Origin of the sequence: Curtobacterium sp. USHLN213 (genome assembly GCF_037144815.1) — a bacterium.
Classification (GTDB): domain Bacteria; phylum Actinomycetota; class Actinomycetes; order Actinomycetales; family Microbacteriaceae; genus Curtobacterium.
Map to the genome: position 1 here is coordinate 1 of NZ_JBBCYQ010000024.1, position 12,154 is coordinate 12,154.

The 12,154-nt window shown below is 73.3% G+C and carries 14 protein-coding genes; 5 read left to right on the forward strand and 9 right to left on the reverse strand.

Annotation, left to right across the window (positions count from 1 at the left end; all coding sequences use genetic code 11):
• Positions 1 to 161: 161 nt before the first annotated feature.
• Positions 162 to 1,169, reverse strand: coding sequence for an iron-siderophore ABC transporter substrate-binding protein (locus tag WFH25_RS19080; protein WP_070417025.1), 1,008 nt, complete (start codon positions 1,167 to 1,169; stop codon positions 162 to 164).
• A 59-nt stretch (positions 1,170 to 1,228) separates the two neighbouring features.
• On the opposite strand from WFH25_RS19080, the gene WFH25_RS19085 reads away from it, so the two are divergent.
• Entirely contained in the window at positions 1,229 to 2,092 is an 864-nt protein-coding gene (locus WFH25_RS19085) for a shikimate dehydrogenase family protein (RefSeq protein ID WP_336699038.1), read from the forward strand.
• Positions 2,093 to 2,099: 7 nt separating this feature from the next.
• On the opposite strand, the gene WFH25_RS19090 is transcribed toward WFH25_RS19085, so the two are convergent.
• From WFH25_RS19090 to WFH25_RS19100, 3 genes are read right to left on the reverse strand one after another with little or no spacing between them, the layout of a single operon-like run.
• The gene (locus WFH25_RS19090) at positions 2,100 to 3,053 is read right to left on the reverse strand and encodes an SDR family NAD(P)-dependent oxidoreductase (protein ID WP_336699040.1); all 954 of its coding nucleotides are present in this window, start codon (positions 3,051 to 3,053) and stop codon (positions 2,100 to 2,102) included.
• Positions 3,054 to 3,082: 29 nt separating this feature from the next.
• Positions 3,083 to 3,469, reverse strand: a complete 387-nt coding sequence (locus WFH25_RS19095) for a YchJ family protein (RefSeq protein WP_071294503.1) — start codon at positions 3,467 to 3,469, stop codon at positions 3,083 to 3,085.
• A gap of 10 nt (positions 3,470 to 3,479) precedes the next feature.
• Positions 3,480 to 3,905: an organic hydroperoxide resistance protein gene (locus WFH25_RS19100; RefSeq protein WP_071294457.1), complete on the reverse strand. Its 426-nt coding sequence runs from the start codon at positions 3,903 to 3,905 to the stop codon at positions 3,480 to 3,482.
• A gap of 135 nt (positions 3,906 to 4,040) precedes the next feature.
• Here WFH25_RS19100 and WFH25_RS19105 point away from each other — a divergent pair, with 135 nt between their 5' ends.
• The 3 genes from WFH25_RS19105 to WFH25_RS19115 are packed head-to-tail and all read left to right on the forward strand — an operon-like array spanning position 4,041 to position 6,203.
• Complete coding sequence (locus tag WFH25_RS19105; RefSeq protein ID WP_336699042.1) at positions 4,041 to 4,706, forward strand: hypothetical protein; 666 nt, start codon at positions 4,041 to 4,043, stop codon at positions 4,704 to 4,706.
• Positions 4,699 to 5,421 (forward strand): hypothetical protein, encoded by a 723-nt coding sequence (locus WFH25_RS19110; RefSeq protein ID WP_336699043.1) that lies wholly within the window; start codon positions 4,699 to 4,701, stop codon positions 5,419 to 5,421. The genes WFH25_RS19105 and WFH25_RS19110 overlap by 8 nt, the downstream gene beginning before the upstream one ends.
• Before the next feature lie 41 nt (positions 5,422 to 5,462).
• Positions 5,463 to 6,203, forward strand: a complete 741-nt coding sequence (locus WFH25_RS19115) for an SOS response-associated peptidase (RefSeq protein WP_071303480.1) — start codon at positions 5,463 to 5,465, stop codon at positions 6,201 to 6,203.
• 9 nt (positions 6,204 to 6,212) lie between these two features.
• Here WFH25_RS19115 and WFH25_RS19120 read toward each other — a convergent pair whose 3' ends face one another.
• The 3 genes from WFH25_RS19120 to WFH25_RS19130 all read right to left on the reverse strand — a co-directional run bounded on the left by WFH25_RS19120 (position 6,213) and on the right by WFH25_RS19130 (position 8,666).
• Positions 6,213 to 7,250 (reverse strand): hypothetical protein, encoded by a 1,038-nt coding sequence (locus WFH25_RS19120; protein ID WP_336699044.1) that lies wholly within the window; start codon positions 7,248 to 7,250, stop codon positions 6,213 to 6,215.
• Positions 7,251 to 7,349: 99 nt separating this feature from the next.
• Complete coding sequence (locus tag WFH25_RS19125; protein WP_070417032.1) at positions 7,350 to 7,679, reverse strand: hypothetical protein; 330 nt, start codon at positions 7,677 to 7,679, stop codon at positions 7,350 to 7,352.
• A gap of 210 nt (positions 7,680 to 7,889) precedes the next feature.
• Positions 7,890 to 8,666 carry an AraC family transcriptional regulator gene (locus WFH25_RS19130; protein ID WP_336699046.1) on the reverse strand — a complete coding sequence of 259 codons (777 nt, stop codon included), beginning with the start codon at positions 8,664 to 8,666 and terminating at the stop codon, positions 7,890 to 7,892.
• Between the two features lie 54 nt (positions 8,667 to 8,720).
• Between WFH25_RS19130 and WFH25_RS19135 the strand changes: the two genes are divergently transcribed.
• A complete protein-coding gene (locus WFH25_RS19135; RefSeq protein WP_071294502.1) occupies positions 8,721 to 9,968 on the forward strand; it encodes an MFS transporter in 1,248 nt (415 codons plus the stop codon).
• A 42-nt stretch (positions 9,969 to 10,010) separates the two neighbouring features.
• Here the strand turns inward: WFH25_RS19135 and WFH25_RS19140 are convergent, their stop codons facing one another.
• Entirely contained in the window at positions 10,011 to 10,568 is a 558-nt protein-coding gene (locus WFH25_RS19140; RefSeq protein ID WP_336699048.1) for an arsenate reductase/protein-tyrosine-phosphatase family protein, read from the reverse strand.
• A 2-nt stretch (positions 10,569 to 10,570) separates the two neighbouring features.
• Entirely contained in the window at positions 10,571 to 11,869 is a 1,299-nt protein-coding gene (locus WFH25_RS19145; RefSeq protein ID WP_070417034.1) for an adenylosuccinate synthase, read from the reverse strand.
• Positions 11,870 to 12,154 lie beyond the last annotated feature (285 nt).

The following is a 12,154-nucleotide window of genomic DNA, read 5'->3' on the forward strand; positions in this document are numbered from 1 at the left end:
GCGGGGGCGGGGGTCCGGGGGGGGGCCCCCCCCCCCCGGCCCCCGGGGGGGGCGCCGGGGCCGGGCCCCCCCCCCCCCGGCGGGGGGGGGGGGGGGCCCCCGCGCCCCCCCCCCCTCCCGTCGTTCCGCATCGGCGTCTCGCCGGCGCGTCCCGCCCGGCGTCAGCCGAGCTTCGCCTGGAACTCGTCCGGCAGCTTCTCGAGCGCCCACTCGATCGCGGCGGTGGTCCCCATCGAGAACGCCGACGACACGTCCGGGTCGTCGAACACGATGGCGTGCCCGGCCTCGACCGACGGCACCTTCTGGAAGAGCGGGTCGGACTCGGCCTTGGACGCCTCGACGTAGATCGGCAGGATCAGCGTGAGGTCGGCGTCCAGCAGGTCGAGGTTCTCGTCCGACAGGTGCACCGAGAACGCCTTGCCGGCCTGCTCGTCGATCGCCTTCGGGATCGTGAAGCCGAGGTTCCGCATGAACGTCGAGCGGCTGTCCGTCGAGGCGTAGGCCCCGAAGCCCTCGGACGTGTAGGCACCGACGACCGCCGACTTGCCCTCGAAGTCCGGGTGCGCCTTGCGGGCAGCGGCGTAGGCGTCGTCGAGGCCGGCGAGCAGCTTCTTGCCCGCGGCCTCCTTGCCGAGCGCCTTCGCGATCATCGTGGTCTGCTGCTCGGTCGACGCGAGGTAGTTCTCGCCGCCCTTCGGGATCGCCACGGTCGGTGCGATCGCGGAGAGCTTCGCGTAGCGGTCCTTGTCACCCGACGACTTCACGTCGAGGATCACGTCGGGCTTGAGCTTGAGGATGTCCTCGTAGCTCGGCTCGAGCGTCTGGATGATCTTCGGCGACTTCGTGTACGCACCCTTGAGCCACGGCCCGACGCCGTCGCCACCGAACGCGAGCCAGTCGCTCGCGCCGACGGGCTGCACGCCGAGTTCGAGCGCGGTCTCGGCGTCGCCCCAGCCGAGGGCGACGACGCGCTTCGGCTGCGAGTCGATCTTCGTGGTGCCGAGGGCGGTGGTGATGGACACCGGGAACTGGCCGTCGGCGGACGTGGTCGCGGCGTCGTCGGACGACGAACCGGAGCCGGAGGCGCACCCGGCGAGGACGAGGGACGCTGCGACGACGGCGCCGGCAGCGGCGAGCGCTCGGCGGAAGCGGGAGGGAGTTCGGATCACGAAGGTAAGCCTAACCTAAGCGCTCGGCGCGGAACACGCCTGGATAGGCTGACGGGGACATGTACTCCGACCCCTCCCGGACCCGCCTCGCGGTGCTCGGCTCCCCCATCGCCCACTCCCTCTCCCCCACGCTGCACGCAGCGGCCTACGACGTGCTCGGGGTGCCGTTCACGTACGGGAGGCACGAGGTCGCGTCCGGCGGACTGGACGCGTTCGTCGCGGGGCTGGGTCCCGACTGGCGCGGACTGAGCCTCACCATGCCGCTCAAGCGCGAGGTCCTGCCGATGCTCGACCGGACGACCCCGCTCGTCGACGAGCTCGGGGTCGCCAACACCATCGCGTTCCGCACGGTCGGCGACACCGTCCTGCGGTCCGGCGCGAACACCGACGTCGAGGGGATCGTGCGCCCGGTCGAGGCGCTCGGACACCTCCCGGGCGAGGCGACCGTCCTCGGCGGCGGTGCGACCGCGGCGAGCGCCCTCACCGCGGCCGTGCGGCTCGGGGCGTCGCTCGTGCGGGTGTTCCTCCGCGACACCGCGAAGGCCGGACACCTCGTCGACCTGGCCGTGCGGCTCGGGGTCTCGCTCGAGGTGCTCCCCCTGACCGAGCTGCCGGGGACCCGCCACGGGTTCGTCGTCTCGACGCTGCCCGGGGGTGCGGCGGACACGCTCGACCTCGTGCCGTCAGGGCCGGACGCGGTGCTCTTCGACGTGGCCTACGAGCCCTGGCCGACCGCCGTCGCGACCCGGTGGGCGAGTGCCGGCGGACGCGTGCTGAACGGGCTCGACATGCTCGCCGAGCAGGCCCTCGGGCAGATCCGGTTCTTCCTGAGCGGTGACCAGGACGAGCTCCTGACGGCCGAGGCCGACGTGCGGAGGGCGATGCGCGCCTCCGTGGGCCTGCCGGAGACCATCGGGGCCTGAGCCTCGGTCAGCGTCGAGCTCGTGCCTCGGCGTCGAGCAACGCGACCGAGACGTCCCAGAGCCGCTCGGCGGCGGCCGGGTCGAGCGCCCACGGGAGCACGCCGTGCAGCCCGTCGGTGATGCGGTCGACGACGGCTGCCTCGTGGCAGTCCTCGAAGTACCGGCCGCTCACGCCGTCGAGCTCCGGAGCGGTGGCGAGGAGCACCGACGTCGCCGCGCCCTGCTCCGGGGACTTGACGACGTCCGCCGCGGAGACCTTCGTCGCCGCGAGCACCTCCGGGTCCCAGTGTTTCTGCAGCCCCGTCCAGATCCCTCCGGGCATGCACGCGTTCGCCGTGATCCCTTCGGCGGCCCATCGTCGTCCGACCTCGACGGCGAAGAGGACGTTGGCGGTCTTGGACTGGGCGTAGGCGAGCCCGGGCTCGTACGGGCGACGCCGGAAGAACAGGTCCTCGAACACGACCGGCGAGCTGCCGTGCCCGCTCGACGACAACGAGACGATCCGCGCACCGGAGGCCGCGGCGAGCGCTTCGTGCAGCCCGATGGCCAGCGCGAAGTGCCCGAGGTGGTTCGTGGCGAACTGCGTCTCCCACCCGGCCGAGGTGTACGACTCCGGGCTGTCCATCACCCCGGCGTTGGCGACCAGGACGTCGAGGGGCCCGGACCACGACGCCGCGAACGCTTCCACGGAGGCCGGGCGGTCGAGGTGGAGCTCGGCGACGTCGGGTGCCGTGCGCCCGGTGGTGCGGGCGATGTCCGCCGCGACCCGCTGTCCGGCCCCGACGTCGCGGACCGCCAGGGTCACGGTCGCGCCGGCCCCGGCGAGCGCTCGGGCCGTCTCCACGCCGATGCCCGAGGCGGCACCGGTCACGACGGCGGTCCGTCCCCGGAGGTCGATCCCCGCCACGACCTCGGCGGCGGTGGTGTGGGCGCCGAAGGCGGCGAGGTCACGGTCCGGCACGGTGTGCTCCTGTCTGCGGACGGAGGCGCTCAGGACACCGTGCCGTCCACGTAGGACCACCGGCCGTGCTCGCGCACGAAGTCGCTCGTCTCCTCGAGTGTGCCCCGCTCGTCGTCGGTGCGCCACCACGCGCGGAAGGCGACGGTGCCGCGGGAGTCGAACGGGCCGCCGGACTCCGTCGACAGGACATCCAACCGCGTCCAGCGCTGGGCCGGGTCGAGCTCGAGGCTCGCCGGGCGGGTGCGCGGGTGCCACGTCTGCAGCAGGTACTCGGGCAGGCCGAGGGCGAACGCGCTGAACCGCGACCGCATGAGCCGCTCGGCGGTCGGGGCCGCGGCGCCCGCGTGCAGCGGGCCGCAGCACTCGCCGTAGGGGTTGCCGCTCAGGCAGGGGCAGCGCGACTCGTCGGTGACCACGGGCGGCACGCTAGTCGACGATCGACAGCGCGACCGTGATGTTGCCGCGGGTGGCGTTCGAGTAGGGGCAGATCTCGTGCGCGCGCTCGGCGAGACGCTGGCGCTGCTCGGGTCGGGCGGCCGGCGCGTACACGTCGAGCTCGACCGCGAGGCCGAAGCCCCCGTTGCCGGTGCCGCCGATGCCGACCTCGGCCGAGACCTCGGCGCCGGTCGTGTCGACGTCGAGCTCCCGGCCCGCGGCGTGGAGCGCCCCGAGGAAGCACGCGGCGTACCCGGCGGCGAAGAGCTGCTCGGGGTTCGTGCCCTCGCCGCTGCCGCCCATCTCCTTCGGCGGACGGGTGTCGAGGTCGAGGCGGTCGTCCTCGCTGCGCACGTGTCCGTCGCGGCCGCCTCCGGTGGCGTGGGCGGCGGCGGTGTAGACGATGTCGAGACTCATGGCACGAGCGCATCGTGCGTTCCTGGACGACCGCTGGAGCGGGGCGCAACGGCGGGCGGCGGCGGTCGGTCGATGAGGACGCCTCGAGCGTGTCCGGCCCCACCGCTGTCAGCTTCACGGAGTAGACGGAACCTCGTGTTCAGACTCGGGTGGCAGGTGCTGCGGGAGCGGATCGCCACGGTGGTCGATCCCGCACGCGTCCGTCGTGCCCTGTGGATCGCCGCCGCGTGCTCCATGGTCATGCTGATCGGCGCCGTCGCGCTGCAGCTCGCGTTCGGCTGGGCCGGTACGGGGCCCGTCCGACCGGTCGTGGTCATCGCGCTCGTGTCCCTCGGCCTCGGGTCGATCGTGTTCTCCGCCTTCCGGACCGACCGTCCGCTCGACCCGGCAGCGACCATCAACGGGCGACAAGTCCGGCCGGACTGGCAGATGAGCGTGCGGTGGTCGGTGCAGCCCTACCTGGCGAGACGGCAGCTCCCGGTGACCCCAGAGGACCGTGCGGCGGTGCTCACCGACGTCGGACTCCTGCAGCGCGGGCTGGTCCGGCGGCTGACGCGGCTCGCCCCGCTCCTCGGCGGGGTCGCACTGCTCGGGATCGCGGCCTTCGCGCGCAGCGACGTGCGGCCGATCGCGCTGCTGTGGGCAGCGGTGTACGTCTGCACGCTGCCCGACCTCGTGGTGCGGCTCGGCCGCTCGGAGCGCGCGCGGCTCGCAGCCCTCGCGGTCGATCCGCCGGCCGGAGACGCCGATACGGGGAAGCACGGGGTCGACGGCTCGAAGGTGCAGCTGCCCGGTGACTGAGGCCCGCGAGCAGGAACCCCGGACCGCCTTCCGCACCGGGTGGCAGGTGTACCGCGAGCGGCTCCCCGAGCTCGTCGACCAGCGCCACCACCGCCGTGCCGTCCGCGTCGGGGTCGTCGTCGCGGTCGTCGCGTTCGCCGGACTGCTGCTCCTGGGGGCGTTCGTCGAGCGCCTCGACGGAGCCGTCCCCGTCGCAGCCGGGGTCGTCGTGGCGCTCCTGGTCGCCGCGGGCATCGGGTGCGTCGGTGCCGCCCTCACGCCGATCGGCCCCCGGGGATGGTCCCTCCCTCCCGTGCCCGGCATCGGGTGGCGCACCCAGGAGGCGATCGCCCGCTACTCCCGGCGCAACCCGCCGCCGGTCGCGCCGGAGCACCGCGACGCGGTGCTGCAGGGCATGCCGGCGACCCGCGACCTGCTCGTCCGCGCGGCGTACCGCTCGCTGTTCCTCACGGGCGGGTGGATCGGCATCGTCCTCGGCACCCTGGTGTTCGACGTGGCCTCGTCGGTGGGCAGCGACACCGTGATCCTGTTCCCGGGCGTCTGGATCTTCTCGATCGTGATCACGAGTGGAACGGGGATCGTCGGCATCCGCACACTCGGGCGCCAGGAGCAACTCCGCGTCGAGGCCGAGGCGTTGCCGCCCGTCCCGCCCGCGCCGCGCCGAGGACGTCCCGACAGCCCGAGCGGCAGCAAGCTGGCGCTCCCGGGCGAGTGAGCGCGTGAGCCCGTGTCGGTGGCACCGGGCACACTGGGCGCATGTGTGGAAGGTTCGTCGTCTCCGACACCACGGCCGATCTGCTGCCGGAACTGATCGGTGAGCTCGCCGACCGGACCGAGCACGTCGACGAGGACACCGGCGTGGTCGGCACCGGCCTGGTCCCGAGCTGGAACGTCGCACCGACCGACCCGGTCTTCGCGGTCCGGCAGCGGCACGGGCAGCGCGAACTCCCGCAGATCAGCTGGGGGTTCGTACCGAGCTGGGCGAAGGACTTCCAGAAGCAGCGCCCGAAGCCGATCAACGCCCGCATCGAGACCGTCGCGACGAGCGGCATGTTCAAGCGGGCGTTCGCGACGAACCGCTGCATCGTCCCCGCCCAGGGCTACTACGAGTGGGTCGTGCGCGAGGACGGCAAGGAACCGCACTTCGTCCACGAACCCGGCGGTGCCCTCGCGATGGCCGGCGTCGTGAGCGCGTGGCCCGACCCCACGAAACCCGACGGCGACCCGGACAAGTGGCGGCTGTCCCTGGCGATCATCACGCGGGACGCCCACGTGGCCCCGGGCGAGGTGCACGACCGCATGCCGGCGTTCCTCACCCCGGACGGCTACGACGCCTGGTTGGACACCGAGCAGGGCGGCCTCGGACAGGACGACCTGCTCGCCCTGCTCGACCACGAGTCGCTGACGGTCGCGGCGGGCCTCGAGCAGTACGAGGTCTCGCGTGCGGTGAACAGCGTCAGGAACGACGGGCCGCAGCTCATCGAGCGGGTCGCCTAGCCACGCCGCTCAGCAGACGTCGGACCCCGGCGTGGTCATCCCCACGGTCACGTCCGACACGTCCTGGGTCCGCAGGGTCCCCAGCGGCCCGGCCGTCGTCACCCGGAGCCCGGTCAGGTGTCCGCCGTGCGCCAGGCTCCTCGAGCGCATCTCGGCGACGACCCGGACGTCGTGGTGCGGCGTGATCACCGTACCGTCGGCGTCGAGGACCTGCGCGCCGTCGACGACGCTCGCAGTGTCGCCCATCAGTGCGCCCGTGCCGGATCCCCGGACCTGCTCCGCGAGGACGACGCGCACCGAGCGGAGCCCGGAGTCCCACGTCGCGCGGACGCCCCGGAGCGTGACGGGCCGGTCGGACGGGTTCCGCAGGACGAACCCGGCAGACATCCGGGTCTCGTCGCGTCCGGCCTCGTCGTCCGACCACCCGCCGCAGACGCCGCTCGCGCCCAGCGCGCGCAGCGGCGCGGGCGACGAGGTGACGACCACGAGCCCGGCGAGCAGGACGAGTGCCGCGACGACGCACGTCGCCAGCACCGCGCGTGCAGACGGGCCCGCTCGGTGCGGGATGGTCGCGTGCTCGTCCGACGTCATGGTCCCCCCGGTCCGGGCCGAGCGTCGGCCCACGTCGAGAGCATGACAGACAGGAGGCCCGGGTGACGGCCGGCGCACGGCGGGCGGGGTGCGGGCCCGCCGGCCCGAGGCGCAGGGGCCGTCGCGACGCCCGTCCGGCAGGAGCACGTGGAGCCGCTCGGCGAGCCGCAGCTGGGCTTCCTCGAGCGACCGGAAGTCGCCGACGTACTGCCCGAAGGTGTCGGACACGAAGTAGTGCGCACCCTGGCGGTCGACGGTCCCGCCGTAGTAGCCGCCGTAGTTCGCCGCCCAGAGCCCCGTGTCCGGCCGCGACCAGAGAATGCGCGGGTGGACCGGCTCGTCGACGTCGGTGTCGACGACGAGGTCGACGTGGGCGTCCATGCCGGTGATCGCGACCATGGTGGCGGTGTCGACGGTCACCTCGGTGTGCTGGTGGTGGTCGACGGGCGTGCTCATGGTCGTGCTCCTCTTGGTGCGTGCTGCTGTGGTGCGGCGTTCCGTGGTGCGGGTGGTGCGGGTGGTGCGGGGTGGTGCGGTGCTCCGGGGAGCGACGTGCTAGTCGACGGGGCGGATCACGGACGGCAGCATCACGTGCAGCTGGTCCGCGAGCTTCGCCTGTGCCTGCTCGAGCGACGCGAAGTCGCCGACGACGAGGCCGAACGTGTCCGAGGCGACGTAGCGGTCGTCGCGCTTGTCCACCGATCCGCCGAAGTACCCGCCGTAGTTGGCGACCCACTCGCCGTCGTCCTCCTGCGTCCAGGTGAGCTTGGCGCGGGCCGGGCGGGCGTGCGGTTCGGCCTGGGCTTCGAGGATGGCGATCGTGTCGACGGTCTCGGTGTCGAGCGTGACCTCGGCTCGGGTGTCGGTGCTGACGGTGGTGCTCATGTCGCTCTCCTTCGCGATCCGGGGTACATCGGCTGACATGAGAACGCTACGAGACCGACCCCTCCACCCGCCAGCGACGCCCGCCGATTCACGGGTTCCGTCAATGCGTCCCATCGGCGAAGCCCGGGTTTCCGGGGTCGGGCGTCGCACTTCCGGGGTACAGGGGACAGATCGGGGTACTCGTTCTCCGGCCAATCCGCTGGAGGACCGTCAGGCGCTCGTTCGGCCAGCAGCCCGGCGGTACGTCCCCGGTGTCATCCCGGCCAGCGGCGTGAACTGCTCGATGAACTGGCTCGTCGTCGCCCAGCCGCAGGCCGCCGCGACTTCGGTGACGCTGTGTCCTCCCGCGAGCAGCACGAGCGCACGGTGCACCCGGAGCTGCAGGCGCCACTGCCGGTACCCCGTGCCCGTCTCCTGCCGGAACAGCCGGGTCAGCGTCCGTTCCCCGAGCCCCGCCCAGGCCGCGAGCTCGGCGAGCGACAGCGGGGTCGACAGGTCGCGCTCGACCCGTCGCACCACCCGGCGCAGCCGGGGATCGCGCGGCTCCGGCAGGTGCAGCGGCTGCTCCGGCGCGGACGCGACCTCGTCGACGACGACCGCACGGAGGTGGGACCTGGCCGTGTCGGAGCGCGGCGCCGGTGTCGTGAGGGCGAGCAGCGCCTCCCGTGCGAGCGGTGAGACGGACAGGACGGCAGGGCCGGACGGGAGGCGCGCGGCGGCCTCCGCGGACAGGTACACGATCCGCATGTCGGTCACCCCGTGGGCCCGGTGCCGGTGCTCGGCACCGGCCGGCACCCACGCGACCCGGTTCGACGGAGCGATCCACGCACCGTCGGCGGTGATGAGCGACAGCACGCCCGTCGCCGCGTGCACGAGGTGACCGAGCGGGTGCGCGTGGGGCGGGACCGTCTCGGCGTGCTCGAAGCGGTAGGCCGCCTCGGTGCGGTCGTCGACGATCCGCTCGTGGGCGTGGCTGGAAACCGACATCGACCGGCAGCATACGTGTTCCGGGCCGGTCCCGCCGGGTGGTGGGATCGGAGCATGACCACCGCTTCCACCACCGTGCCTGACACGAGACCCCGCCGGCGACTCCTGGCCGCCTGGTACGTCGGCGCCGGACTCCTGCTCGTCGCGCTGAACCTGCGGATGGGCGTGGCGTCGGTGGGTCCGGTCCTCGGTGCCGTCGAACGCTCCCTGCACCTCGGGCCGTCGGCGGCGAGCCTGCTCACCACCATCCCGGTGTTCGCGTTCGGGGCGTTCGCGTTCCTGACGCCGCTGCTGACCCGGCGGATCGGGCTGCACCGGCTGCTCGGCCTGACGATGGCCGTGCTCGCGGTCGGCATCGCGCTGCGGATCGAGCCCCACGGCTGGGCGCTCTACGGCGGCACCGTGCTGGCCGGCGCCGCGATCGCGGTGGCGAACGTCCTCATGCCCGCGGCGATCAAGAGCGACTTCGCGCACCGGGTCGGGCTGATGATGGGGCTGTACTCGACGGCGCTGTTCCTCAGTGCCGCGATCGCCTCGGCGGCCGTCGTCCCGCTCGCGACGGCGTTCGGGTCGTGGCGACCGGCACTGGCGTTCTGGGCGGTGCCGGCGGTCGTCGCGTTCCTCGTCTGGTTGCCGCGGGCGCTGCGGAACCCGGGGCACACCGGGCGCTCGCGGACGGTGGACGACGCTCCGGTCCAGGCCGCCGACGAGCCGACGTTCGCCCGCCTGTTCCGCGACCCCGTGGCGATCGCGGTGACCGGGTTCATGGGGTTGCAGAGCCTGTCGTACTACGCGTTCCTCACCTGGGTGCCGACGGTGCTGCAGGACGCCGGGGTGACCGCGCACGAGGCCGGTCTGATGCTCGCGTACTCGAGCCTGCCCGGGATCGTCACCGGGGTGACCGGGCCCGCGATCGCGCGGCGACTGCGACCGACGTGGGTGCCGGTCGTCGTCGTGGTGGTGCTCTGCGCGGTGGGGTTCGTCGGCCTGCTCGTGGCTCCGGCCGCCGGGGCGTGGCTGTGGATGACGTTGCTCGGGCTCGGGCAGGGCGGCGCGATCAGCCTCTCGTTGAGCTACATCGTGTGGCGGTCGCCCGATGCCCGGCACACCGCGCACGTGTCGACGATGGCGCAGGGGACGGGGTACCTGCTCGCGGGGCTCGGACCGCTCGGGATCGGGTTGCTGCACACGGCGACCGGGGGCTGGACGGTGCCGGTCGTGGTGCTGCTGGCGCTGCTGGGGGTGCAGCTCGTGGCGGGCGTCGCCGCGAGTCGCGAGCGGCAGGTGCTGGCGCGGCGCTGAGCGGCGGGCGGCCGACGCGCCGGGGCGCAGGGCGCCCGCGCGTCAGCGCACGGCGCGCAGCGCGTCCGCGACCACCACGAGCGCCGCGGCGATCTCGTCCGCCACCCGCTCGTGCGTCGCCGTCGACCGGCGGTACGGGTCGTCGACGTCGTCGTCCGCCGGGTCCGCGAGCGGCGGCACGGTCCCCCGCAGCCGGGCGACGAGTGCGACGAGCTCCTCGGGCGTGGACACGCCGCCGAGCTCGGCCGGTTCGAGCCCGTCGAGCACCCGGGCGAACTGCTTGACCGTGAACGCGCGCTTCGCCGTCCGGGGTGCGAGCGAGACCACGGCCGCACGGTGCGAGCGCTCGGCGGTGAGGACGAGGTCCGCCGACCCCGCGATCACTGCGGTGAGGTACCGCGCACGGTGCCCGTCGGGCGACCCGCCGAGCCGCACCGACTGCGCTGCGGCGGCATCGTCCATCGGAGCGCCGTCCTGCGCGATGGTGCCGGCGGACTCGACCACGAACGCGGGTGCGTCCGGGCCGAGTCGCGCCGTGAGGACCTGTGCGCCGAGCGGCGAACGGCAGATGTTGCCGCTGCAGACGAACAGGACGCGCATCGTCAGGCTGCGGTGTCGCCGAGCAGGTCGTGCCGCACGACGATGGCGTCACGACCGGGGCCGACGCCGATGGCGGAGATCCGCGCCCCGGACATCGCCTCGACCGCGAGCACGTAGTCCTGCGCGTTCTTCGGCAGGTCCTCGAACGAGCGGGCACCCGTGATGTCCTCGGTCCAGCCGGGGAACTCCTCGTAGACGGGCTTCGCGTGGTGGAAGTCCGACTGGTTGACCGGGACCTCGTCCACTCGGACGCCGTCGACCTCGTAGGCCACGCAGACGGGGATCGTCGACAGCCCGGTGAGGACGTCGAGCTTCGTCAGCACGAAGTCCGTCACGCCGTTGACGCGCGCCGTGTAGCGGGCGATCGGGGCGTCGTACCAGCCGCAGCGGCGCGGGCGACCCGTGGTGGTGCCGAACTCGAAGCCGTTGGCCCGGAGGAACTCTCCCGACTCGTCGAACAGCTCGGTCGGGAACGGACCGGCGCCGACGCGGGTCGTGTACGCCTTGACGATGCCGATGATGCGCTCGAGCTTGCCCGGGCCGATGCCCGAACCGGTCGCCGCGCCACCGGCCGTCGCCGACGACGAGGTCACGAACGGGTAGGTGCCGTGGTCGACGTCGAGCATGGTGGCCTGGCCGGCCTCGAACAGGACGGTCTCCCCGCGCTCGAGCGCGCGGTGGATCTCGAGCCCGGTGTCGGCGACCATCGGACGCAGGCGGTCCGCGAAGGACAGCAGCGACTCGACGACCTCGTCGGCGTCGATCGCGCGACGGTTGAAGACCTTCACCAGCAGGTGGTTCTTCTGGTCGAGGGCCGCTTCGACCTTCTGGCGCAGGATGTTCTCGTCGAAGATGTCCTGGATGCGGATGCCGACGCGGTTGATCTTGTCGGCGTAGGTCGGGCCGATGCCGCGACCGGTGGTGCCGATCTGGCGCTTGCCGAGGAACCGCTCGGTCACCTTGTCGATCGTGCGGTGGTAGTGCGTGATGACGTGGGCGTTCGCCGACACGAGCAGCTTCGAGGTGTCGACGCCGCGGGCCTTCAGCGCGTCGAGCTCCTGGAAGAGGACCTCGAGGTCGACGACCACGCCGTTACCGATGACGGGCGTGACGCCCGGTGTGAGGATGCCGGAGGGCAGCAGGTGCAGGGCGTACTTCTCGCCGCCGACGACGACCGTGTGCCCGGCGTTGTTGCCGCCGTTGAACTTCACGACGTAGTCGATGCGGGACCCGAGGAGGTCGGTGGCCTTCCCCTTGCCCTCGTCGCCCCACTGGGCTCCGATGATCACTGCAGCGGGCATCTGGTTCTCCTCACGTTGGCGGAGGACCTCACACGACCAGTCGGGCCGGTGGTCCACCCGAGTCTATCGGACGGCCACCGGCACGCTACCTGCCGGTCGCCTGGCGCGGCCGACGCGGCGCCCGCCGTCGGACCGACGGACGGTACCGGAGACGGACTGGAGGGGGGGGGGGGGGCGCGCCCCCCCCCCCCCCCCCCCCGCCGGGGGGGGGGCCCCCCCGGCCGGCGGGGGCGGGGGAGGGGGAGCGGGGGGGGCCCCCCCCCCCGCGGGGGGCCCCCGGCGCGG

Coding starts and splice junctions, on each gene's coding strand:
- WFH25_RS19115 (WP_071303480.1), top strand. CDS start 5,463: ATGTGTGGAAGGTTCGTCGTCTCCGACACCACGGCCGATCTGCTGCCG.
- WFH25_RS19145 (WP_070417034.1), bottom strand. CDS start 11,869: ATGCCCGCTGCAGTGATCATCGGAGCCCAGTGGGGCGACGAGGGCAAG.
- WFH25_RS19140 (WP_336699048.1), bottom strand. CDS start 10,568: ATGCGCGTCCTGTTCGTCTGCAGCGGCAACATCTGCCGTTCGCCGCTC.
- WFH25_RS19120 (WP_336699044.1), bottom strand. CDS start 7,250: ATGAGCACGCCCGTCGACCACCACCAGCACACCGAGGTGACCGTCGAC.
- WFH25_RS19085 (WP_336699038.1), top strand. CDS start 1,229: ATGTACTCCGACCCCTCCCGGACCCGCCTCGCGGTGCTCGGCTCCCCC.
- WFH25_RS19100 (WP_071294457.1), bottom strand. CDS start 3,905: ATGAGTCTCGACATCGTCTACACCGCCGCCGCCCACGCCACCGGAGGC.
- WFH25_RS19130 (WP_336699046.1), bottom strand. CDS start 8,666: ATGTCGGTTTCCAGCCACGCCCACGAGCGGATCGTCGACGACCGCACC.
- WFH25_RS19135 (WP_071294502.1), top strand. CDS start 8,721: ATGACCACCGCTTCCACCACCGTGCCTGACACGAGACCCCGCCGGCGA.
- WFH25_RS19125 (WP_070417032.1), bottom strand. CDS start 7,679: ATGAGCACCACCGTCAGCACCGACACCCGAGCCGAGGTCACGCTCGAC.